A 20,482-nucleotide genomic window follows, 5' to 3' on the forward strand; every position below is an offset into this window, starting at 1 on the left:
GTTAACCTCTTACAATCACGTTAAGTTGGGTGTTTTCGCTTGCGTATTGCATGGCGCTTTCTAGCAGTTCTGGTTTGTTTAATGGCTTGTCAGAACACTCGTAAGGCATATCGAGCAAACGGTATTTATTGATGCCGAGCGTGTGGTACGGCAGCAAGTGAAGTTCTTGGCAGCTCTCTAGTGAAGCCGCAAAATCGATGATGTCTTTCAACTCTTCGATGGTGTCATTGAACCCCGGCACAACGGGAACGCGAATCACAATGCGTTTCGCGATAGGTGCCAGTTTTCGGAAATTGTCTTTGATGCGTTTTAGTGAACCTTTCGCCCAGCTAAGAAACTTTTCTTCGTCGGTATGTTTTAAATCCGCCAACCAGCAATCAATATGCGGCGCGGCTTTTTCGACGTACTTCCACGGCACATGCATGCACGATTCAATAGCGGTAGAGACTTGGTTGTCATGCAGACGCTGCGCGAGTTCTGCCACCAAATCCGCTTGCATGAGAGGCTCACCACCGGAGAAGGTCACGCCACCTTGGCTTTGGTCGTAGAAAGGTTTGTCCTTCATCAAGGTGTCGAACAGCATGTCTGATTTTGCTTCTTCACCGCAGACGGTCAGTGCTTGCGTAGGACAGACGTTTCGCAGCGCGATCAGTTGGTCTTCTTTGATGGCTTTGCGATTGATGATGATCTGGTTGTCGATGCGTTGAATACCATCGTTCACCGTTTCACTACCCGCAGTAGATTGAGTTGTAGCTTGATAAGCAGAAACGCACAGCTGGCAATCTTCCATGCAGCTTCGCTGATCAAACAACAGTGAATGCTTTTCGCTGCGGCTTTCTGGGTTTTGACACCAAGGGCAAGACAAGCTGCATCCTTTAAGAAAAAGAATGGAACGAATGCCATCGCCATCATGGGTAGAGAATCGTTGGATATTGAAATACATCTCTGCTTGCCTCTTGGTCTGTGCTACCGCTGTGTACTTAATCCGTTTCTTGCTGGTTAAGTTTTATCAGCGGCTTTTCTTTGTTCGAACTGAAAGCTTGATTTGAGCGTTTACAAGTTTCACTTAACTTTCATTTAATGAAATTATTATAGTTTCAAATGAAATTTCAATTGATCAAAAACAAGATCTCGTTCGATTGTCAGATCTATAGTGATCCCATCATCAAAACGAAGATTTTGTTTAAGGTAGAAACCATGATCGAACTTTATTTAGATACTGCTGATGTGGCAGAAGTAAAACGCTTTAACCAGTGCCTACCGCTAAAAGGCGTGACGACAAACCCAAGCATTTTGGCGAAGTCAAAACAGGGACTGAATGAAACCCTAGCAGGCATGCAAGAAGCACTTGGCGGGACACCTCGCTTTCACGCTCAAGTAGTGAGTTCAACCGTCGAAGGCATGGTGGCAGAAGCACGCCAATTGAATGAATTGCCTTACGACATGGTGGTAAAAGTGCCAGCAACAGAAACAGGCTTAGCTGCAATTAAGCTAATGAAAAAAGAGGGAATTCAGGTTCTTGCTACCGCTATCTATTCAGCTCAACAAGGTTTCCTTGCAGCACTGTGCGGTGCAGACTACCTAGCACCTTACGTAAACCGCATTGATACGATGAACGGCAACGGTGTTGAAGTGGTCGCGGATCTTCAATTGTTGCTCGATCAAAACCAACTACCAGCGAAGATTTTGGCAGCCAGTTTCAAGAATACTCAACAAGCGATGGAGGTGATGAAACTGGGCATCGAAGCCATTACATTGCCAACTGATGTGGCGGCACAAATGTTCGCACATCCAGCAGTAAAACCGGCGGTTGAACAGTTCGATAAAGACTGGAAAGAGACGTTCGGCGAGAAACTTTCATTTGAAAGCTAATTAAAAGTAGCAGCTAGACGTCTCAATGAATAATAAAGGGAATCTTAACTCACCCTGTGCGTCGGTGAGTTTAAGATTCCCTTTTGTATTTCATATAAAGAGGTGAGGTTTACAGCAGTTCTCTATTAGTCAGTGACCAAAGGTACACGCGCTTGAGTAAACTGATTTTGATCCTCTTACGAATACCTCGTTTGGAATGGCGGATGCAGAGAATCGCAGGTGGATAGCGGACGTCTCTTCCATCATTTCGCTTGGCTGACCAGTGAGAATTGCTCGTTTAAACATCTTCATGATTCGCCTTTGCGCTTTCTTCTGCTTTCTTATTTCGTGCGTACCAGTCGATGTTGCGTGTAATGACCATAGTGAAGCTCAAAATCGCAAAACACAGTAATGTCCCCATGACCAATGCGTAACTCTCTGCTTGTAGCAAGCCAAACAGTAATCCGTAGAGAGTGAGCAAACACGCTCCGAATATCGCGCCGTGCTTGGTGTTGCTCAACATACCGCTCACGTACACACTTAAAAGCCCCGTCGATGCAACTGCTGACACCACATACGCCCAGTTAAAGCCGAGGTGTTCACTCATCGAAATCAGCAACAGATAGAAAAGTGCTAAAGCCAGACCAATAAAGCCGTATTGCACAGGGTGCACCGGACGCGCTTGGAACAACTCCAGTAAGAAGAAACTCGCAAATACTAATGTGATAACCAACAGTGAATAGTTCACAGCTCGGTGAGACTTCAAATAGTGATCAACGGGGTCAATCAAATCTACGCCCATTTGTCGCTGTTCAAGCTCGTGACAAGCGTGATTCGATGACAAACAGCTTTGGAACAGCTGCGCGATATTGGTTGAGAAGTTGTTGCTCGCCCATTGCGCGTTAAATCCATCTTCAGATACTTCTGATGACACCGGTAAGTAATCACCGATAAAGCTTGGATGTGCCCAAGTTGAAGAGAGTTCAACCTTTGTTTGACTGCCAATTGGTGTGACTTGAAGCTGCCCCATCCCTTGTAGCAAGAAGTTAAGATCGAATGCCAAAGGTTGTGCTGGGTTTAGGTCTGCAAGTGTCAGATCACTGTGGAGGCCTTGTGGTAACTGATTTAACCCCGTTCCCGGTGCGACTTCGATATCAGAGCTCGCCATGGTCATGTCATCCAAACGAATCAATCCACGGCTGTCTTCAATGCCAACGACTAGGCTCATGTTGTCAATATCAAGCCCCTGCAACGCCGCGAGATCGTCTGCATCAAAAGTGCCTTTCAGTGCCACTTGTGCTTTGTATAAACGCGCACGGTAAATGCCTCGGTACTTTTCAAAACTGTCCAGATTCGCGCTCATATCAAAAGTGCTGGGTAGAAGGAATTTACGGCGCTCTTTAATCTGTACTTTGTCATCTCGGTAACTGGTTTCGGTGTAGTTAACCATGATGAATGGACCAATGATGCGCTGTTCGCCACTGCTGCTGCGTGCGATGTCATTTCTGACTTCATCTTGGCGATATGAGCGTTCTGAGATCAGCCCTGTGACCATTGAAAGCGGGATTTGCAGTAAAACAAACAAAAACAGCACGAAGGCGAACTTCGTGCCGAGTTGGTTATTGAGGATCTTTTTCATGTTTCATTCTCCATTTGCTGATGGGAGTAATCTAAATCAGCAATTTGGAGAACGAATGGAGCTAATGTGGAGTTTCTATGGAGTTGGTAAAACCAGCGTCACTTTCACGCCAGAATCGACGTTTTCGACTTGCAACTTACCCTTGTGCAGTTTGATCACTTGCTCAACAAAATTCAGCCCGAGCCCAGTGCTCTTAACACCATTTTCCCGAGCGAGGGAGTAGAAGCGCTCGGTTAAACGAGGCATTGCATAGTCGGGAATGTGAGGACCTGAATTGAAAATCGACAAGCACACTTTCTCTTTCGCGACCTCAGCTTTCCATTCAATGCATCCCTCCGAATCAACAAAATCCAGCGCATTGTCCATCAAGTTAAAAACGGCTTGTTTCAGCAAGAAGGCATCACCAAGCACGGTGAAATGTTCATCAATTTGAGTGTTGGCAATCACAGACTTAGCACTCAAACGCGCATCCGCCGATTCAACCACTTCATTGACCATTTGTTTTAGCGAGATAGCTTCGACTTGTTCTAGTTCAGGGCGCTTTTCAAGACGAGCCAGTTCTAGCAACTTATCAATCAATGACTGCATGCGATCGCTTTCTCGCTCAATGTTGCCAGCAAAGCGCGTGACCTTTTCTTCAGGCAATGGCATTTGCAATATTTCACTCGCGCCTTTAATTGCTGATAACGGACTTTTCAGCTCATGAGTCAGCGTCTGTACGTACTCTTCCACATACTGTTTACCATCGAGCTGATTGCGCATTTTCTCTAATGCATCACTTAGCGTGCCGTACTCATAAAAGATACGAAATGTCGGCTTAGAGACCTTTTCACCTTCACCCATTTTGGTTGCGTAATCTTCCAGCTTGTTCAGTGCCGAGTGAATTCGCCAAGCAAACAATGCCCCTGCCAATAGCACTAAACCACTCATCCACACCATCCAAAACAGCACATTGCGTTTAGAAAGATCGATGAAGGGTTGTACTGAGCGATTGGATTTTGCCACCGTCACGCTGCCAATGATTTCGCCTTTGTGATAAATGGGTGCAGCAACGTGCATAACGGTTGAGAGCGGATCTTTCGGGTCTTCGATGGTACTGCGCGCACCGTATTGACCACGCAACGTGAGATACACATCGTTCCATTGCGAATAGTCTTTGCCAACATCTTGCTGCCAAGAATCCGCAATCACAATGCCTTGTTTGTCGGTGATGTAAATTCGATGGTTAATCGCTTTTTTGCCAATTTCCCAAATGCGCGCTTGAGGTTCTCGCTGCCCATAAGCCGCTAGCAGTTTGGAGAAGCGACTCTCAGACAACTTTCCGTTTGCAACGTCCTCTTCTGCCAATACCGCGAGCAAGTTCGCCATATCCACCAGCGTCTCTTCAGTGGTTTGACGCACGGTTGGCTTAAGTTCTTGGACGACAGTTTTGCTCACCATGTAAGCCGTCATCCCGACTAAGATGAAGTAGAGAAAAAACAGTCTGAGTCCAAGAGGGATCTTCGGCCAGCGATTCATCATTCACCTTTAATGCAGTAGAAGTAACCAAAGCCACGCTTGGTACAGATGCGTTCAGACATCCCAAACGGCTTCAACTTATGGCGAATAGCTTTGATATGAGTATCGATATTGCGCTCGTATGCGGCCTCTGGCGCCATGTCTGCCGCGACCATGAGCTGCTCTCGGCTCAATACATTGGAAGAGACAGAAATCAGTTTATCGAGGATCTTGAACTCCACCGCAGTTAACCCAAGCATTTGCCCGCCAACACCATAATCGAAGTTTTGCGCGACTAAATCATGGTTCAAATGAGGTTGTTCTGGAACAGCTACAGGCTCTGGTTTGTGCTCCATCATTGGCGCTTTAGCTTTGATTCGAAGTTTAATGCGAGCCAACATTTCACGCGGGCTGAATGGCTTAGTCACGTAATCATCCGCGCCAATCTCCAAGCCGACTACGCGGTCAATTTCATCGCTTCTTGCGGTGAGAAAGATAATGGGAATATCAGAAAACTCACGGATGGTTTTACATAATTCAAAACCATTGCCATCCGGTAAGCCTACGTCTAACACAAGTAACGCTGCAGAGTTATGCTGCAAAAAGGCCAAGCCCTCTCCTGCCGTTACAAACCACTCTGCGTGGTAGCCATCCATCTCTAATACATGAATCAGGTTCTCTGCGATGGCAGATTCATCCTCAATAATGACGACGGTTGATTGGTCGCTCAATGTTCTAACCTCACTGACGATACTTGTTTAGATGCACATCTTGTTCACTTACTTTGGCGCAAAGGCTATCGGATTGATACCACAAAGGCAAAATCCGTGAATAATATTAATCAAACACCCTCTCATTCAGCGTGGTGGACTTATCACTCACACTGATGAGTCACTACAATTGTGAATACAATGATTTCAACCATTGATATGAACAGTGTTCATTTTACACTCGAGTTATCAATTCGATTTTGTTTAAAGGACAGTAACTGATGAAAAGAGCGCTAATCCCCCTAGCTTTACTCACTTTGCTCTCTGGTTGCGCCAGCATGTCTCCGGATGAGTGCAAGACGGCGAACTGGTACAAGGTAGGTTATCAAGATGGCCGAGACGGCAACGATCCAAACGTTATCAATAGCTATACCGAAGACTGTGGTGAAGCGGGTGTGACACCAGACCGAGCGAAATGGAAAGAAGGCTTTGATAAAGGCACTATCCTATATTGCTCACCAGACAATGGTTACACTGTCGGTATCGAAGGCAAAGAATATTACGGCGTGTGCAGCAGCAAAGAGTTCATTGAAAACTACCAGTTAGGTCATCAAGAATATCAACGCCAGCAACGCATCCAAGAAATCGATACTGAAATCTCCGTCATCGATAATCAACTTGATGGCAACCCAGACAAAGACAATGCCAAACGTCTGAAAGAGAAGAGAAAGCGATTGGCTGACGAGCGTTCAGACCTGTTGTCGCCAACCATCAACTTGAATCTGAATTTCTAAATCGATTGGATTTAGCTTCTAAAAATTCATGGCCCTAGCTCAGTTCTAGGGTCATGAATTGACTGTTCGGATCGAGTTCGTAATCCCCAAACGGCTCGCAGTACACAAAGCCATGCTTTTCATACAACAGGCGCGCAGGTTTAAAAAATTCCATCGAGCCCGTTTCTAAACTCAAGCGCTGCAAGCCTTTTTGCTTCGCTTGCTCAATCACATGAATCAATAATTGAGATGCCACTCCTTGGTTTCTTGCCGCTGGCGTGGTGCGCATGGATTTCAGCTCCGCGTGTTGGCCATCCAACTCTTTAATCGCAGCACACCCCAACAGCTGCTCATCTTTCCATCCAGTCCAGAACGTTACGGCTGGTAGTTTTAGTTTATCCAGGTCTAACGCATGTACGCTCTCTGGCGGTGACGTGGCATACATATCTTGTAAGTGTTCTTCTAACAGCGCGATGACTTCTGGTCTTTCTAAATTATCGACTTCAATCTTCACATATCTTCCTTGATTTATTCATTTAATTGCATCGAATTTATTGCAAAAGCTGAGTGGATACAATCTTTACTAAGCCCTTTTTACAGCGCCTGACGCATGATGTGTTGGGGTCCAACTGGACCACCATGATAGAGCTCATGAGTATCTTCAAAACCAGCTTTGAGGTAACACTGATAAGCTGGCACATTTCGGCAGTTAACCGTTAGGTAGAGAAACTCAAACGTTGGATAGTGCAATTTAACAAAGTCCCCAAACAAGCGAATTGCTTGCTTGGCGATGCCTTTACCTTGATGGCGATGATCCACCAGCAAAGCACGCACGCCTAAACTGTTTTTCGGGCAAAAATCGTATTTCTCGCTGTAAGCTGCATCAAATAGAAAAAAGCCAACCACGTCATCGTCTGCCAAAATCAGATGCGGAAGTTCTGTAGGTTCAAGACATGTAAGCATTTCACCCACATCCGCGACCGTAAACTGCGATTGCTCTTCTAGCACGCTAAGTTCGCAAGTTTGTTTATGTCGCTCAGGCGAATACTTTTCAATAGTAATCATAATCTTCCTTGTTGTTTTTATGCTCAATTCATACAGGGTATGTCGTAAATAGAAATACCTAGTGTCGTATTTCCCACTCGCAGGCAAACGTTTAGCACTCTATTATCCTCACCATTCGATAGAGAGGTTTCCATGTCCCGTTTTTTACTTTGTAGTTTTGCACTCGTTTTACTCTACCCTACTGCCATTGATTTGTATCTTGTTGGTTTGCCTCAAATTGCGTCAGATCTCAATGCCAGTGAATCTCAGTTGCATATTGCGTTTTCGATCTATTTAGCTGGCATGGCTACCACCATGTTATTCGCGGGGAAAATTGCAGACTCTGTGGGACGAAAACCTGTTGCCGTCGTCGGCGCGATGATCTTCGTGCTCGCATCCTTTCTCGGCGGGATGGCTGAGCACCCAAACACTTTTTTGATTGCTCGCTTTTGCCAAGGCATCGGGGCTGGATCTTGCTATGTCGTCGCATTCGCGATTTTACGCGACACGTTAGACGATGAACGCCGCGCGAAAGTATTGTCGATGCTCAATGGCATCACCTGTATCATTCCAGTGATCGCCCCCGTGATTGGTCACTTGATTATGCTGAAATTTCCTTGGCCGAGTTTGTTTACCACGATGGCAGGAATGGGCATTCTCGTCAGTGTATTGGCCATTTTTGTTCTCAAGGAATCACTACCCAGCCAACAACGTGAAGAACAGACAGCGCCAGAGAGCCATCAAGAGACTTTCTTCGAGCGATTTTTTATCAGTAGGCTGATCATTACTGCGCTTGGAGTGACCACCATTCTGACCTTTGTTAACGCTTCACCAATTGTCGTGATGAGCATGCTTGGTTTTGATCGCGGCGGCTATTCTTCCATCATGGCAGGGACTGCGACGATCAGTATGTTGATTTCGTTCTCGGCGCCATTGGCATTGGGGATTTTTAAGCAGCGAACCTTAATGATCACCTCTCAAGTATTGCTCGCTTGCGCAGCCATCGTGCTCAGTGCTGCCCATTTCCATGATGGACAATCTCTTTACTATGTATTCGGACTTGGGCTGATTTGCGCTGGCTTCGCTTGTGGCTTTGGCGTGGCCATGAGCCAAGCGCTCAGCCCATTCTCTCAACAAGCTGGCGTGGCGAGCTCGTTACTGGGCATTGCTCAAGTTTGTAGTTCAGCGTTCTATATTTGGTTTATGGGTTTCATCGGCGTTAGTGCTCTGAATATGTTGGTGTTTATCTTAGTGTTAGGTAGCGTAATCAGCCTTGCTCTAATACTATTGATTCCAAAGCCTGTTCACGATACCCATTATGAAGAAATCCCTAGCGCGACTTGACTTAAACTTACTGTTCACTCTGCAATTATTGCTGCAAGAACAAAGCGTCTCGAAAGCCTCAAAAAAGCTGAACGTTACGCCCTCTACCGTAAGTAAGTCGCTCAACAAACTTCGTCATTGGTTCGATGATCCTTTGTTTGTCAAAACACCTAAAGGTCTTGCGCCAACGCCTTTGGCGCAAAGCATGGAGCAAGATCTTGCAGAATGGCTGCAAATTGGCAGCCAGATTGCAGAAAAACGCAGCGATATTACGCCTAAAGGAGTGCGTTTTGATATCACGATTGAGTCGCCATTAGTGCTCACGGTGTTGGACAGACTCATCGTCGCTATCCACCAGCGATACCCTGAAGCGAAAGTAAAAACCAGTAACTGGGATTACGATTCACTCGACGCCATCATTCGAGGCGAGGCGGATATCGGTTTTAACGGCCGAGAAAGTCACCCGAGATCGAAAGAGTCGTTGGATCTTCTGCCGTATTTCTTGGATTTTGAGATTCTATTTTATGACCTGCCGATGGTGTATTTGCATAAAGATCACCCGGCATTACAGCAAGAGTGGAATCTCGAGACCTTTCTGAGCTACCAACACATCAATATTGTTTGGGAAAAAAGTGAAACTTGGGCGTTGGATGAAGTATTAACGGAACTAGGGCTACAGCGCTCTATCGGGCTGACGATGTCCAACTTTGAGCAATCCCTTTTTATGGCAGCGCAGCCGACGCATGACATGATCACCACCGCGCCGCACTATTGCAAAAGTTACACAGAAAAGCTGCATCTCGATTTGGTGTGCTTGCCAATTCCATTAGACCAAGTTCAACAAGACAAGTTACTGATTCCATTTACCATGATTTGGCATAAACGCAATGCGTACAATCCCAAATTGCTATGGTTGAAAAACACCATTAAGTCATTGTACAAACAACCTTCCCAACCACAGTAAGACTCAGGCTAAGGTCAGGTTTTCTCTGGTTATTTTTAATGACTTTCTTGCTCTGATAGCTATAACTAATCACTTTATCAACTAATAAAAATGTTCTTTTGGATCTACACTAGCTGTTCATTTACACGCTAAGGATCAAGGATGTCGACCTTTTTACTCACTGCCATTGCAATGCTGGCGTTCGCTGCCAATTCATTATTGTGCCGACTTGCATTGGCCGAAGGGTTAATTGATGCAGGAAGCTTCACTCTCGTTCGATTGATATCTGGCGCTGTTATCTTAATCGCATTGCTTGTCGTGAGAGGTCAGTGGAAAACCGATCGGCCAACGTCTCGCTTTCGCTTTTTTGCTGGCGTGGCGTTATTTGGTTACGCTGCCCTTTTCTCTTTCGCGTACTTACAACTGGCGACAGGAACAGGTGCTTTGCTTTTGTTTGGTGCCGTGCAACTTACGTTACTGGCAATCTATTGGTGGCAAGGTGAGCGCTTTCAGTTTCTCGAAATCATCGGTATCGGCCTTTCAATTGTTGGATTTGTTTGGTTGATGTTGCCATCTGCCACGCGCCCCGATATTAGCTCTGCACTTCTCATGTTGATTTCTGGCGTTTGTTGGGCTGCGTTTACTGCGCTCGGTAAACAAGCGCCTTCTCCAAGTAGTGGAATCACGTGGGGATTCATCGCAGCATCAATAATTGGCGTGCTCCTTTCGCCATTAATCTTGTCCTCAATCCACCTTTCTTTGAGCGGAGTGTTGCTCGCTATCGCATCTGGTGCCATTGCCTCTGGCCTTGGTTATACACTTTGGTACCAAGTCGTACGTAAGCTCTCTTTACTTCAAGCCGCCGTCAGCCAACTTTCCGTGCCAGCCATTGCTTTACTACTCGGCAGCATCGTACTCCACGAGCCTCTTTCACTGCATACTCTTTTAACCAGCGGCATCATTCTTGGTGGGATCGCTTTGGTTTTTTTATCTCGATCCAAAAAAACAAACGAACAATCGGCAAGCCGATAAAAAGTAATAACTTTCCCTCTCAAATACCCATTCATCATCTATGCTTTTTAAAGCAGTAAAGCTCATTGCAGATGGTACAAGTGGTCTGCTTTGGTACCAGGCGAAGAATATAAGGTGAGAATTGGCTCACACAATGCAGCGATTTTGTTTCAAAAGTGAGAATCATCACAGATCGCGAATTTGCTCGTTTTAGGCGTTTCACCAATAACGCCAAGGGCTAGCACGAGATCAAGCCAAATACGCACTTTTTGTTTTGACAAAGGGTTTACAAAGCACACTTTTTCACCCGCTATATTCCGCCCCCCGAATTTATTCAGAACAAGATTCTGATTATTCATATAAGAAATTCATCAACTTATAACGATAAGCCTGAGCAAACTTTGACACTATGAACGACAAAATAAAATTCGCTATTAAAGTATCGCTTAGCCTAACTCTGGCTTATCTGATCCCGTTTGCCATGGGTTGGCCGCAAGCATCGACGGCCGCAACCACAGTGATGCTGATTGCATCCACAGGCAGTCGTCGTGAATCCCTCGCCAAAGGTACCTTACGCGTGTTAGGTACATTGGTTGGTGCCGTGGTTGGCTTGTTACTGGTGGGGTTGTTTGCTCAAGATCGCTTGCTGTACATGCTGAGCGTGTCGGTTGTGGTCTCATTCATTTTTTACTTCCGTAATGCCTATCAAAAAGATCCTACGCTACTCATGCTGACCGGTGTGATGACGTTGATGATGTCCAATGGCGGTGACGCAGAAGGTGCGTTCCTTTATGGCGTTGACCGCGCCTATATGACGGTGTTTGGGGTGGTGGTTTACACACTCGTGGGAACTTTCTTATTCCCGACCAAAACAGAACAAAACCTAAGACAGCCCATCGAACAACTCAACCAAGCACAACGCGCGTTGTTCACCGCTATCTTGCAAAATTTCGAGCAAAAATCGGCAGGGCAAATCTCTCCTCAAGAAGGCGGAGAAGAAAATCCAGAAGCGGAAGAGCCACAACCTAGCGTGGACACTCTCATCGAACAGATGTTTGCCGCTCAAAATGCGCTCGAACAGCGTTTTGCCACGGTCAGTGTGGAATGCAGTGACGTGTCGGCCTACATGAAAGAGTGGCGCTTGGCAGTTCATTTGAACAAGCAGGTAACGCAACAATTGACCGTCGCGGCGCACAGCCACTTTAGCCACCAGCAAGACCGTGAAAGCATCAGCAACTTTGATCAAGCCGTGGCGGAAATTGACGCGCTATTTGATACCTGCCAACAAGTCTGGGACGAAAAAGAACCCGCTTATCGTGCCCAGGAACTCAAAGTCAAATACAACCAAGCGTTGCTTGAAGACGCAGCTCACCTAGAGAAAGGCTCTGCGCTTACGCTTGGTCACCTATTGGAACTGATGCATCAAAACTTGTCGCGTTTAGCGGAGAGCATTAGCTGTATTGACTCTGTGACGAACAATGTCTCCTTTGACGTGCCACTGCCGAAACCGAAAGGCAAGTTTCTATGGTGGGACGCAGAAAACTTTAAAACCGCGGTCAAAACCTTTGTCACTTATTGGGTTGCTGGACTGATTTGGATTTATTTCAATCCACCAGGCGGCTATTCATTCGTGGTCTTCTCGACCATGTTTATGTCTTTGCTGTCGTTCGTGCCTGTGCACCCAATTTTGTTGCTTGTGCTGTTCACTTTCGGCTTCTTGTTCGCGGTGCCTTCTTACGTCTTCATTCTTCCGCAATTGGATCTCGGGTTAGAACTTGGCCTGTTCATCTTTATCTACACCTTTATCGGCTTTTATCTGTTTAACGGGCCAGTGACGATTTTCTATATGATTGGCTTGTTTGTTCTTGGTTTAGACAACAACATGTTTTATCACTTCGGGATCCTCATGACGATCATGCTGTTGTTCTACATGGTGGTGTTCATGATTATTTTCGCGCACTACTTCCCGTTTAGCTCACGACCAGAACACCTCTTTTTGACCATAAAAGAACGCTACTTCCGACATACCCGAGAGCTGTTCACTACCTATCAACAGCAGTCCAGCTCGGTTATTACGCCGCTCAAACGGGCCTTGCACTTGGTGACGCTCAATGTCTCATCGAAAAAGCTCAAAGTCTGGGGTTCGAAAATCAACCACAAACACTTTGATAAAACCACGCCAGAAGCGATTGGCGCGTTTAGCAAAGCGTGTGATGTACTCAGTAATCACATCAACATCTTAATGGCCGCCGAGAAAAAGTTGATGGCCAATCCGCTGATTACTCAGCTTCGTCAACAACACCGCGATTCCATCATTCCTTTGATGGCAGGCGCTTTAGCCAGCCATCAAGCAACACAAGAACTCGACTCCGTATTCGACCAATACAGTCAGGATTACCAAACATTCGAAGATAAACTGGAAGATTTTTTTAGTGAGTTGGATTTATCTGACTACGCTTATTCAGAGATAGCCGGTTTTTATATCTTGCTGAATTTAAAACGGAACGTGTTCGAAGCAATCAAGCATTGCAAGCAAACCTACGAGGATATCGATTGGGTGAACTTACAACAGAAGCGTTTTTAAAGGTGGGGATATGATGCTTCCAAAACTAACCAAACCAAGCCTCGCCATACTTTCTTTGCTCGGACTCAGTGCGTGTACCACGGTAGGACCAGATTATGTTCATCCAAAGCAGGCGCCACTGCCAAGTGACTGGTCGGTGCAAAAAGCAGCCAAAGATACGCAGCAATCAGAGCAACAGCTACAACAATGGTGGCAGCAATTTAATGACTCAACTCTTAATCAGCTAGTTGAGTTGGCGAGCAAACAAAACCTCGATTTAGAAGCCGCAGGGCTACGAATTGTCCAAGCACGTTCATTGCTTGGTATTTCGACTGGCTTGCAATACCCACAAGTTCAAAGCGTGTCAGGAAACCTAGCGCGTGCCTACGTAAATGATCAGGGCGTGAATAACGCCACTTTGTCGTTTGATGCTGCTTGGGAAATGGATGTTTGGGGCAAGTATGCTCGCGGTATTGAGTCGGCAGAAGCGGGTTACTACGCATCCATCGCATCGTATCACGACATCATGGTCACCATAACCGCCGAAGTGGCGCGCAATTACATCAACTATCGCACATTCCAAGAACGTATTTTGCTGTCTCGCCGCAATATCGAGATTCAAGAGCGTGTCGTACGTATTACTCAGGTGCAGTTCGACTCTGGCAACGTTACAGAATTGGACGTTCAACAAGCTAAAAACCAACTCTACACCACCAAAGCAGCGTTACCGAGCCTCGAAGTGGCAATGAAGCAATCACGTACTGTGTTGGCTTTGCTACTGGGTCTGTTACCAGAAGAAGTAGATCGACTGCTACAGTCGGATGGGATGCACAAGCAAATCGCTGAGTACGAAGCCCAGTTCAAAGCGACGGGCAGAAAATCGGCGCTATCGGGCACCGACGAGCGTTCCATTGTGCCACGTCCACCGCTTTTGGATACATTAGTGGATGCTAACTTAGTGATGCGACGTCCGGATTTGCAAGTCTCTGAGATGCAAGCTCGCGCGCAAAGTGCGCAGATTGGCGTGGCAGAAACCGCTCTGTACCCAAGCTTTTCGTTGTTCGGTTCCATCGGTATCGACAGTACGGTTCCCGATGGCAGCAGTTTCAGTTTTAGCGATTCGCTCACCATGGTGATTGGCCCAACGTTCAGTTGGAACATTTTCCAATACGGACGCGTGAAAAATAACATTCGTTTCGAAGATGCTCGCTTCCAAGAAACGCTGACGAACTACAACAAAAAGGTACTGCAAGCCGTTAATGAAGTCACCAATGCAATCGAAGCATATGACCTGTATTTGCAGCAAAAAGATTTACGCTTGCAATCGGTCAACTCTTCCATTCGTGCGTTCAACATATCCATGACACAGTACGAAAACGGACAAATTTCATTCGAACGTCTGCTTAACTCGGTAGAAAAAATGACCCGCGCAGAAGACAGCTACGCAACGATCAAAGGTAATGTTGCGAACCAAGTTGTCGCGCTCTACAAAGCCCTCGGTGGAGGCTGGCAAACCCAAACAGGCAAACCTTTCATCAGTGAATCGATTGCCACGCAGATGACAGAGCGCACTGACTGGGGAAGTTATTTAAATGAAGAAAACCGCGTATTGCCGCCTTTGCCTATCGAAACACCGACGGAAAACGGCGATAAGAACAAAACGGAGGATCTCTAATGCCTCATGAACTTTCTTGGGGAGACGTTTACTTTTCTCCTACGCTACTCGTGCTCTTTCTCGCCGTCACGGCCACGTGGATAACGGTGATGATATTGAACAAGACACGTTTGTCTCGCTTCATCGCTTTTCCGTCTCTGACGTTTATTGCCATCATGGTCGGTTATGTGGTGGCCATCGACAGCTTTTATATTCAATTTTAGGTGCCAAACAAGATGAAAAAACTATTCGTAATCGCACTCAATCTTGTCATTCTTGGTGGCGCAGCTTGGCTCGGCTATCAAAAGTTTGAGGAATACTTTAATAACCCATGGACACGAGATGGGCAAGTGCGTGCTAACGTCATCAAAGTGGCTCCTCGCGTATCAGGCCCAATTGTAAATGTCGCGGTGCAAGACAACCAAGAAGTAAAAACGGGGGATTTACTGTTTGAAATCGACCCTGCGACTTACCAGGTTGCGTTATCTCAAGCCGAAGTAGCACTGGAGCGCTCCATTGTTAGCTCTCGCGGTAAAAAAATCGAATATGACCGCTTAAAAGACATTCGTGCCAAAGACCGTGGCGCGGTTTCTCACAAGGATCTGATTCGTCGTGAAATCGCTTACGAAGAGTCGCTACTGCAAATCAAATCTGCAGAAGAGCAACTAAAATCAGCACGCCTTAATCTCAGCTTTACCAAAGTTTATGCGACCGTCGATGGTTTTGTATCTAACCTCGATATTAGAAACGGTACGCAAGCGGTCGCAAACCAACCACTGCTCGCACTGATCGACAAAAACAGCTTTTGGGTATTTGGTTTCTTCCGTGAAAACCAACTTGCGCAAATCGAACCTGGCAGCCAAGCGCGTGTCACTTTGATGTCACACCCAGACACGCCAATTGACGCGACGGTTGACTCGATTGGTTGGGGGATTGCGCCCAAAGACGGCACGGTCGGCTACAACCTTCTTCCAAACGTAAACCCTGTTTTTCAGTGGATTCGCCTAGCACAACGTATTCCGGTGCGAATCTCCCTACAAGAACTTCCTGAAGATGTTGATCTTCGATTCGGGCTTTCTGCGTCCATCATGGTGATGAAAGAGTCATCCGCAGAAAGTGAACAATAACTAAGTGAGAAGAGCCATGGTCATTGGTAAAAACCTCAAAAATATTAATGAAGAAAACAACTTCTTCTATCTAACCTTAGCACTAGTGATTTTGTTGCTAGGGAGTGCGATGGCACAAGTCGTAGGTGAAGGGACGATTGAACACATACTTCAGGCTTTCACGGTTCTGACGTTTATCGTCTGTTTTGCGAGCCTTCGCTTTGACAAAACCTGGTCTCGTTTCCTCTATAGCCTGTTTGGTGTTTGGGTTCTTGTGATTGTGATCAAGACCGTTTTCGACATCAGAGAGATGAATGTGGTGATGCTTGCCCTCACCTTTGCGTTCTTTTTCGGCACTTTTAAATCCATCGCAAGACAGATTCTTTTCACCGGCCATGTCAACAGCAACAAAGTCATTGGCTCGGTCGCGCTTTTCTTGCTGCTTGGTCTGATGTGGGCGATTGCCTACCTCATTCTGCTTGAGTTTTCGCCTGAAGCCTTTACCGGTATGGAAGCGATTTCTTGGGGGCAGAACTTCTCCAATGCAGCGTATTTCAGTTTCGTTACCTTAACCACGCTCGGTTATGGCGACATTAGTCCTCTAACACCACTGGCTCAAGTCGTGGTGTATTTAGAGGCCATCACAGGTGTTTTTTATATGGCGATTGTTGTTTCAAGTCTCGTCAGTTCTAACATTGATCATCAGGTAAACAAAAATGGATAAACAATCGGTAAAAATCGACAGTAAGCTTTTCATCAGTAATATGGTGGAATCGGCAATACGCATTGGCTTGATCTTTGTCTTGCTGATGTTTACGTACGACATCATCAAACCCTTCATCCTTCCGGTTATTTGGGGCGCTATTATAGCCGTCGCTTTAATGCCGCTTACCCAAAAATTGCAGCGTGTATATGGTGGTCGTAGAGGCTTGGCAGCCACAACCATTGCTTTACTTGGTATTGCCCTCCTTGTCACGCCACTTGTTATGGTATCAGGCTCCATTGTGGATGGTGCAACGCACGCGCTTGAAGTACTACAAAATGGACAAGTGAAAATACCAGGGCCAAAAGCTTCCGTAGCGGATTGGCCTATCGTGGGTGATAAGCTCTACGAAGTGTGGACCCTATTCGCTACTAATCTTGAGCAAGCGATTCAAACCTTTATGCCACAAATAAAGGCAGGACTCACATCTTTACTGGGTACACTGGGGGGCGTATTGGGAAGTTTACTGCTTTCAATCTTGTCACTTGCGATTGCAGCAGGTTTCATGACGTACTCTGAATCTGCGGCATCAGGCTTAAGAACCATCGCGATTCGAACCGCAGGTGAAAACGCAAAAAGCTGGACCACGCTTATCGCAGCGACAATTAAAAGCGTACTGCTTGGCGTAGTCGGTGTAGCGGCGATTCAAGCACTGTTGATCGGTGCTGGTTTCTTCGTATTTGGCGTTCCGGCAGCAGGTTTACTCACACTGCTTCTAATGATCTTATGTATCGCTCAGCTCCCGGCGTTGCTCGCTGTGCTACCTGTGATTGGCTTCATGTACATGACCCAAGACACCTCAACAGCAACCATGTTTACTGTTTGGGTCGTAGTTGCGGCTCTTTCTGAAAACCTGTTCAAACCAATGTTGATGGGACGTGGCGTCGACGTGCCAATGCCTGTGATTCTGCTCGGTGCCATCGGTGGTATGCTTTTCTACGGCATCGTTGGTCTGTTCTTAGGTGCCGTTATCCTAGCAATTTGGTATGAGTTATTTGTTTGGTGGTTGAGCATTGAGAAAGCACAACAGCAAGAAGAAATGGCAGAACAACAAGACGCTTCTGATGACCAATCAGAATCTGGACATGGTGCAGGCATATAATAAATCAATAAGTTAGAAAGAAATTTAATCTATAACTTATAATATCAAACCGCTGAATTTCAGCGGTTTGATTCTATTTGGATCACAGTTTCGTCGTAATAAATGCGATAAAAATGACGTTCTTGTTAAATTTTCATACTTATTACACTTGGGAGTTGCAATCGGGCAATGAACGATGCACTCTCGATGACCACTAATTTGCTTAGGATAAAAACAATGAAATTGATCAAGCCTTTAACTTGTGCGCTTGCTCTCGCAATGAGTGGCATGGCATTCGCAGATGTAACCGTGAGTGTTCCTGACAACGTTTCAGTATTAGCGGCTAACGGTGAAAAAGCAGATCTTTCGGGTGGTTTTTTCGCCTCTGAAAGAACACTGACGTTACCTGATGGCCTTAACCAAGTCGTATTTCGTTTCGCCCCTTACTTCAACCAAGGTAATGACCGTTTAAGTGTTGAAAGCGATGTTATCGTTACACGATTTGACGCGACCAATGCCGAACTCACTCTACAAATGCCAGAATACCGCAACCTACGTGATGCGGAAGAGAAGATCAAAGACTTAGATTGGAAACTGGTTGATGATTCTGGCAACGCAATCGCGGTTGACCAGGACAAGTTGCTCAAACCGGGTATGCAAATCGGTCGTGATTACGTACGTGAAATCGAAGATTATAACCAAGCTGGCGGTGCAGCAGCCGTGGCTTTTGCTGGCGCAGCAACCATGCAGCCAGTCACGCTTCCTGCAAAGGTTCCTGCGGATATGAAGCAAGTGAGAGCAACTGCGGTTAAAGCGGATTCGACAGCTGAAGAGATGCTGCACTTCTGGTACCAAAAAGCAGACGCAGAAACCAAAGCTCGCTTTAAGAAATATGTTAATCAACAGTAAATCTGGTTAACTTTATCGATATTATAAAAGCCACTTCACGTGGCTTTTTTGATCAAAAATTAGGAAGCTTGGACAACTTTAGTATTGGCGATCAAGTCATGCAACAATCGTCGCTCCGGATGAAAGAACAACAATGCCAAATTTACCAACGGGATCCCCGGAATGAGCATCTCCAGCAAGTAGCTAATAACAAGCCTTAACCCTGCTGTAACTTTCGTTGCCTTACTATCATTTTTCATTACAACTTTAATACCAATCATGCGCATACCAATGGTTTGCCCATGACTCAATGCATTCCAGTTGATCATTAAAACCGTTGGTAAAGAAAGCAAGTAAAACGCCTGAGTTTCACGAACAAGCGTGAGGTTATCTGCTAAAGAGAGCTGAAAGTCGTTAAGAAAAGAGTTAATACTCAATGCGATGATTAACACGACCACCATCGCAAAGAGCAGGTCGATAAAACCAGCAATGATTCTCTGTTGCTTGCTCGCGATAAAAGCATACATGGACTTCAGTCACCTCAATGTAATTGGTTAAGCGAGAATGACTGAGTGTACAGACGCGCAATGGTGAGCGCAGTTTAGGTATTGCCAACATAATATTCAACTAAGAACATACTAAATCGCGATCGTATCTCAAAAGTAATCATTACATCTTGAGCATAACCGTATCAATTTAACAAAACGCTACCAGTAACGTTCGTAAATGATATTTCCCCCAGTTTGATGGCGATACTTTTCCAAGCCTAGCTCTTGTAAAACGGGCACGGTATCTTTGATCATTTGTGGATTCCCACACATCATGACAAAGCTACGCTGAGCTGAGAATGGCGCATCAGCGGCGTTGGACAGTAAACCCGATTCGATGAGTTCAGGAATTCGGCCTTGTAATTTACCGTCAACCACTTCCCTGCTGACTATCGGTATATACTTTAATCGGCCTTCATATCGTTGCTGAAGCTGTTCAATAAGGTATTTATAAACCAGATCTTTTTCGAAACGAACGGCATGAACCAGCACAATGCGCTCATTGTGAGGCGGTAGGTTTATATCATCCAGCAGCGACAAAAACGGTCCAATCCCCGTACCTGTAGATAGCAGCCACAGGTCATGAGCCTGTTTAGGAATAGAGTCATGGATTAAATCGCCATGTGCGGTGGCACCGACATAAATGCTATCACCAGATTTAAGCTTTTGGAGCCGTGGAGAAAGTTGTCCTTGAGGGTCGGCTACTATTAGAAATTCCAACCAATCGAATTGCTCGCTTGGCGCATTAACCACAGAGTAAGCACGGCTGATCGGCTTACCTTCATCATCAAGCAAAGCAAGCTTGGTGAATTGGCCAGCTTTAAATGAAAGAGGCGCGCCAGATATTCTCAAACTGAACAGCTCACCTGTCCAATCAATGCGTTTCTCAACTCTTGCGAGGTTGAAACCTTTGAGTTCAATCATGAGACACCTCCTATCTGGTTACTCTTAGTTAAACTTACGCCTTCAACTCGATTATGTAAAGTTTCTAGTTTACATAATCAAACCACTATTTCATTTCACATTTTAAAAACAATTTTATTACATATTAAATGATTACATCTAGAATAAATGCTCAAAGTGATAAG

The 20,482-nt window shown here is 45.7% G+C and carries 21 protein-coding genes; 12 read left to right on the plus strand and 9 right to left on the minus strand.

Going from position 1 to position 20,482, the window contains the following annotated elements; genetic code table 11:
* Position 1 precedes the first annotated feature (1 nt).
* Positions 2-943, minus strand: coding sequence for a glycyl-radical enzyme activating protein (locus R7E00_RS14960; protein WP_064369611.1), 942 nt, complete (start codon positions 941-943; stop codon positions 2-4).
* Positions 944-1,197: 254 nt separating this feature from the next.
* Between R7E00_RS14960 and R7E00_RS14965 the strand changes: the two genes are divergently transcribed.
* Complete coding sequence (locus tag R7E00_RS14965) at positions 1,198-1,872, plus strand: fructose-6-phosphate aldolase (RefSeq protein WP_053304029.1); 675 nt, start codon at positions 1,198-1,200, stop codon at positions 1,870-1,872.
* A gap of 129 nt (positions 1,873-2,001) precedes the next feature.
* Here R7E00_RS14965 and R7E00_RS25440 read toward each other — a convergent pair whose 3' ends face one another.
* The 4 genes from R7E00_RS25440 to R7E00_RS14985 form a co-directional block, all read right to left on the minus strand.
* Entirely contained in the window at positions 2,002-2,163 is a 162-nt protein-coding gene (locus R7E00_RS25440; RefSeq protein ID WP_230818680.1) for a hypothetical protein, read from the minus strand.
* Positions 2,150-3,490, minus strand: a complete 1,341-nt coding sequence (creD, locus tag R7E00_RS14975) for a cell envelope integrity protein CreD (protein ID WP_064369610.1) — start codon at positions 3,488-3,490, stop codon at positions 2,150-2,152. Before creD ends, R7E00_RS25440 begins: the two co-directional genes overlap by 14 nt.
* A gap of 75 nt (positions 3,491-3,565) precedes the next feature.
* Positions 3,566-5,008 carry a two-component system sensor histidine kinase CreC gene (creC, locus tag R7E00_RS14980; RefSeq protein ID WP_258660363.1) on the minus strand — a complete coding sequence of 481 codons (1,443 nt, stop codon included), beginning with the start codon at positions 5,006-5,008 and terminating at the stop codon, positions 3,566-3,568.
* Positions 5,008-5,718: a response regulator gene (locus tag R7E00_RS14985; RefSeq protein WP_064354944.1), complete on the minus strand. Its 711-nt coding sequence runs from the start codon at positions 5,716-5,718 to the stop codon at positions 5,008-5,010. Before R7E00_RS14985 ends, creC begins: the two co-directional genes overlap by 1 nt.
* A gap of 260 nt (positions 5,719-5,978) precedes the next feature.
* Between R7E00_RS14985 and R7E00_RS14990 the strand changes: the two genes are divergently transcribed.
* Positions 5,979-6,491 carry a DUF2799 domain-containing protein gene (locus R7E00_RS14990; protein WP_064354945.1) on the plus strand — a complete coding sequence of 171 codons (513 nt, stop codon included), beginning with the start codon at positions 5,979-5,981 and terminating at the stop codon, positions 6,489-6,491.
* 34 nt (positions 6,492-6,525) lie between these two features.
* Here R7E00_RS14990 and R7E00_RS14995 read toward each other — a convergent pair whose 3' ends face one another.
* The gene (locus R7E00_RS14995; protein WP_064354946.1) at positions 6,526-6,984 is read right to left on the minus strand and encodes a GNAT family N-acetyltransferase; all 459 of its coding nucleotides are present in this window, start codon (positions 6,982-6,984) and stop codon (positions 6,526-6,528) included.
* An 80-nt stretch (positions 6,985-7,064) separates the two neighbouring features.
* A complete protein-coding gene (locus R7E00_RS15000; protein WP_064354947.1) occupies positions 7,065-7,535 on the minus strand; it encodes a GNAT family N-acetyltransferase in 471 nt (156 codons plus the stop codon).
* Positions 7,536-7,667: 132 nt separating this feature from the next.
* Between R7E00_RS15000 and R7E00_RS15005 the strand changes: the two genes are divergently transcribed.
* From R7E00_RS15005 to R7E00_RS15050, 10 genes are all read left to right on the plus strand, one after another.
* On the plus strand, positions 7,668-8,858 hold the full coding sequence (locus R7E00_RS15005; protein WP_005374959.1) for an MFS transporter: 1,191 nt from the start codon (positions 7,668-7,670) through the stop codon (positions 8,856-8,858).
* Positions 8,833-9,801: an HTH-type transcriptional regulator YidZ gene (yidZ, locus tag R7E00_RS15010; protein ID WP_258458243.1), complete on the plus strand. Its 969-nt coding sequence runs from the start codon at positions 8,833-8,835 to the stop codon at positions 9,799-9,801. Before R7E00_RS15005 ends, yidZ begins: the two co-directional genes overlap by 26 nt.
* A 141-nt stretch (positions 9,802-9,942) precedes the next feature.
* Positions 9,943-10,812 carry a DMT family transporter gene (locus tag R7E00_RS15015; RefSeq protein ID WP_161440752.1) on the plus strand — a complete coding sequence of 290 codons (870 nt, stop codon included), beginning with the start codon at positions 9,943-9,945 and terminating at the stop codon, positions 10,810-10,812.
* A gap of 388 nt (positions 10,813-11,200) precedes the next feature.
* Entirely contained in the window at positions 11,201-13,375 is a 2,175-nt protein-coding gene (locus tag R7E00_RS15020; protein ID WP_161440751.1) for an FUSC family protein, read from the plus strand.
* A gap of 10 nt (positions 13,376-13,385) precedes the next feature.
* Positions 13,386-15,029 carry a TolC family protein gene (locus R7E00_RS15025; RefSeq protein WP_054730103.1) on the plus strand — a complete coding sequence of 548 codons (1,644 nt, stop codon included), beginning with the start codon at positions 13,386-13,388 and terminating at the stop codon, positions 15,027-15,029.
* The gene (locus R7E00_RS15030; RefSeq protein WP_005374946.1) at positions 15,029-15,232 is read left to right on the plus strand and encodes a DUF1656 domain-containing protein; all 204 of its coding nucleotides are present in this window, start codon (positions 15,029-15,031) and stop codon (positions 15,230-15,232) included. Before R7E00_RS15025 ends, R7E00_RS15030 begins: the two co-directional genes overlap by 1 nt.
* Positions 15,233-15,244: 12 nt before the next feature.
* On the plus strand, positions 15,245-16,135 hold the full coding sequence (locus R7E00_RS15035) for an HlyD family secretion protein (RefSeq protein WP_033906681.1): 891 nt from the start codon (positions 15,245-15,247) through the stop codon (positions 16,133-16,135).
* Between the two features lie 16 nt (positions 16,136-16,151).
* Entirely contained in the window at positions 16,152-16,838 is a 687-nt protein-coding gene (locus tag R7E00_RS15040; RefSeq protein ID WP_017634413.1) for a potassium channel family protein, read from the plus strand.
* Positions 16,831-17,979 (plus strand): AI-2E family transporter, encoded by a 1,149-nt coding sequence (locus R7E00_RS15045; RefSeq protein WP_054730104.1) that lies wholly within the window; start codon positions 16,831-16,833, stop codon positions 17,977-17,979. The genes R7E00_RS15040 and R7E00_RS15045 overlap by 8 nt, the downstream gene beginning before the upstream one ends.
* Positions 17,980-18,195: 216 nt before the next feature.
* Positions 18,196-18,867: a DUF2057 domain-containing protein gene (locus tag R7E00_RS15050; RefSeq protein ID WP_017634411.1), complete on the plus strand. Its 672-nt coding sequence runs from the start codon at positions 18,196-18,198 to the stop codon at positions 18,865-18,867.
* 59 nt (positions 18,868-18,926) lie between these two features.
* Here R7E00_RS15050 and R7E00_RS15055 read toward each other — a convergent pair whose 3' ends face one another.
* Both R7E00_RS15055 and R7E00_RS15060 read right to left on the minus strand, forming a co-directional pair.
* On the minus strand, positions 18,927-19,373 hold the full coding sequence (locus R7E00_RS15055) for an RDD family protein (RefSeq protein ID WP_005374936.1): 447 nt from the start codon (positions 19,371-19,373) through the stop codon (positions 18,927-18,929).
* 180 nt (positions 19,374-19,553) lie between these two features.
* Positions 19,554-20,318 carry a ferredoxin--NADP reductase gene (locus R7E00_RS15060; protein ID WP_005374935.1) on the minus strand — a complete coding sequence of 255 codons (765 nt, stop codon included), beginning with the start codon at positions 20,316-20,318 and terminating at the stop codon, positions 19,554-19,556.
* Between the last annotated feature and the right edge of the window lie 164 nt (positions 20,319-20,482).

Source organism: Vibrio sp. Vb1755 (assembly GCF_033338635.1).
In the GTDB taxonomy this organism is placed as follows: Bacteria; Pseudomonadota; Gammaproteobacteria; order Enterobacterales; family Vibrionaceae; genus Vibrio; species Vibrio alginolyticus.

What these genes read in the sequence shown, in the direction of transcription:
- R7E00_RS14960 (WP_064369611.1), bottom strand. Translation starts at nt 943, where the DNA reads ATGTATTTCAATATCCAACGATTCTCTACCCATGATGGCGATGGCATT.
- R7E00_RS14965 (WP_053304029.1), top strand. Translation starts at nt 1,198, where the DNA reads ATGATCGAACTTTATTTAGATACTGCTGATGTGGCAGAAGTAAAACGC.
- R7E00_RS25440 (WP_230818680.1), bottom strand. Translation starts at nt 2,163, where the DNA reads ATGAAGATGTTTAAACGAGCAATTCTCACTGGTCAGCCAAGCGAAATG.
- creD (WP_064369610.1), bottom strand. Translation starts at nt 3,490, where the DNA reads ATGAAAAAGATCCTCAATAACCAACTCGGCACGAAGTTCGCCTTCGTG.
- creC (WP_258660363.1), bottom strand. Translation starts at nt 5,008, where the DNA reads ATGAATCGCTGGCCGAAGATCCCTCTTGGACTCAGACTGTTTTTTCTC.
- R7E00_RS14990 (WP_064354945.1), top strand. Translation starts at nt 5,979, where the DNA reads ATGAAAAGAGCGCTAATCCCCCTAGCTTTACTCACTTTGCTCTCTGGT.
- R7E00_RS15000 (WP_064354947.1), bottom strand. Translation starts at nt 7,535, where the DNA reads ATGATTACTATTGAAAAGTATTCGCCTGAGCGACATAAACAAACTTGC.
- R7E00_RS15005 (WP_005374959.1), top strand. Translation starts at nt 7,668, where the DNA reads ATGTCCCGTTTTTTACTTTGTAGTTTTGCACTCGTTTTACTCTACCCT.
- yidZ (WP_258458243.1), top strand. Translation starts at nt 8,833, where the DNA reads ATGAAGAAATCCCTAGCGCGACTTGACTTAAACTTACTGTTCACTCTG.
- R7E00_RS15015 (WP_161440752.1), top strand. Translation starts at nt 9,943, where the DNA reads ATGTCGACCTTTTTACTCACTGCCATTGCAATGCTGGCGTTCGCTGCC.
- R7E00_RS15020 (WP_161440751.1), top strand. Translation starts at nt 11,201, where the DNA reads ATGAACGACAAAATAAAATTCGCTATTAAAGTATCGCTTAGCCTAACT.
- R7E00_RS15025 (WP_054730103.1), top strand. Translation starts at nt 13,386, where the DNA reads ATGATGCTTCCAAAACTAACCAAACCAAGCCTCGCCATACTTTCTTTG.
- R7E00_RS15030 (WP_005374946.1), top strand. Translation starts at nt 15,029, where the DNA reads ATGCCTCATGAACTTTCTTGGGGAGACGTTTACTTTTCTCCTACGCTA.
- R7E00_RS15035 (WP_033906681.1), top strand. Translation starts at nt 15,245, where the DNA reads ATGAAAAAACTATTCGTAATCGCACTCAATCTTGTCATTCTTGGTGGC.
- R7E00_RS15040 (WP_017634413.1), top strand. Translation starts at nt 16,152, where the DNA reads ATGGTCATTGGTAAAAACCTCAAAAATATTAATGAAGAAAACAACTTC.
- R7E00_RS15045 (WP_054730104.1), top strand. Translation starts at nt 16,831, where the DNA reads ATGGATAAACAATCGGTAAAAATCGACAGTAAGCTTTTCATCAGTAAT.
- R7E00_RS15050 (WP_017634411.1), top strand. Translation starts at nt 18,196, where the DNA reads ATGAAATTGATCAAGCCTTTAACTTGTGCGCTTGCTCTCGCAATGAGT.
- R7E00_RS15055 (WP_005374936.1), bottom strand. Translation starts at nt 19,373, where the DNA reads ATGTATGCTTTTATCGCGAGCAAGCAACAGAGAATCATTGCTGGTTTT.
- R7E00_RS15060 (WP_005374935.1), bottom strand. Translation starts at nt 20,318, where the DNA reads ATGATTGAACTCAAAGGTTTCAACCTCGCAAGAGTTGAGAAACGCATT.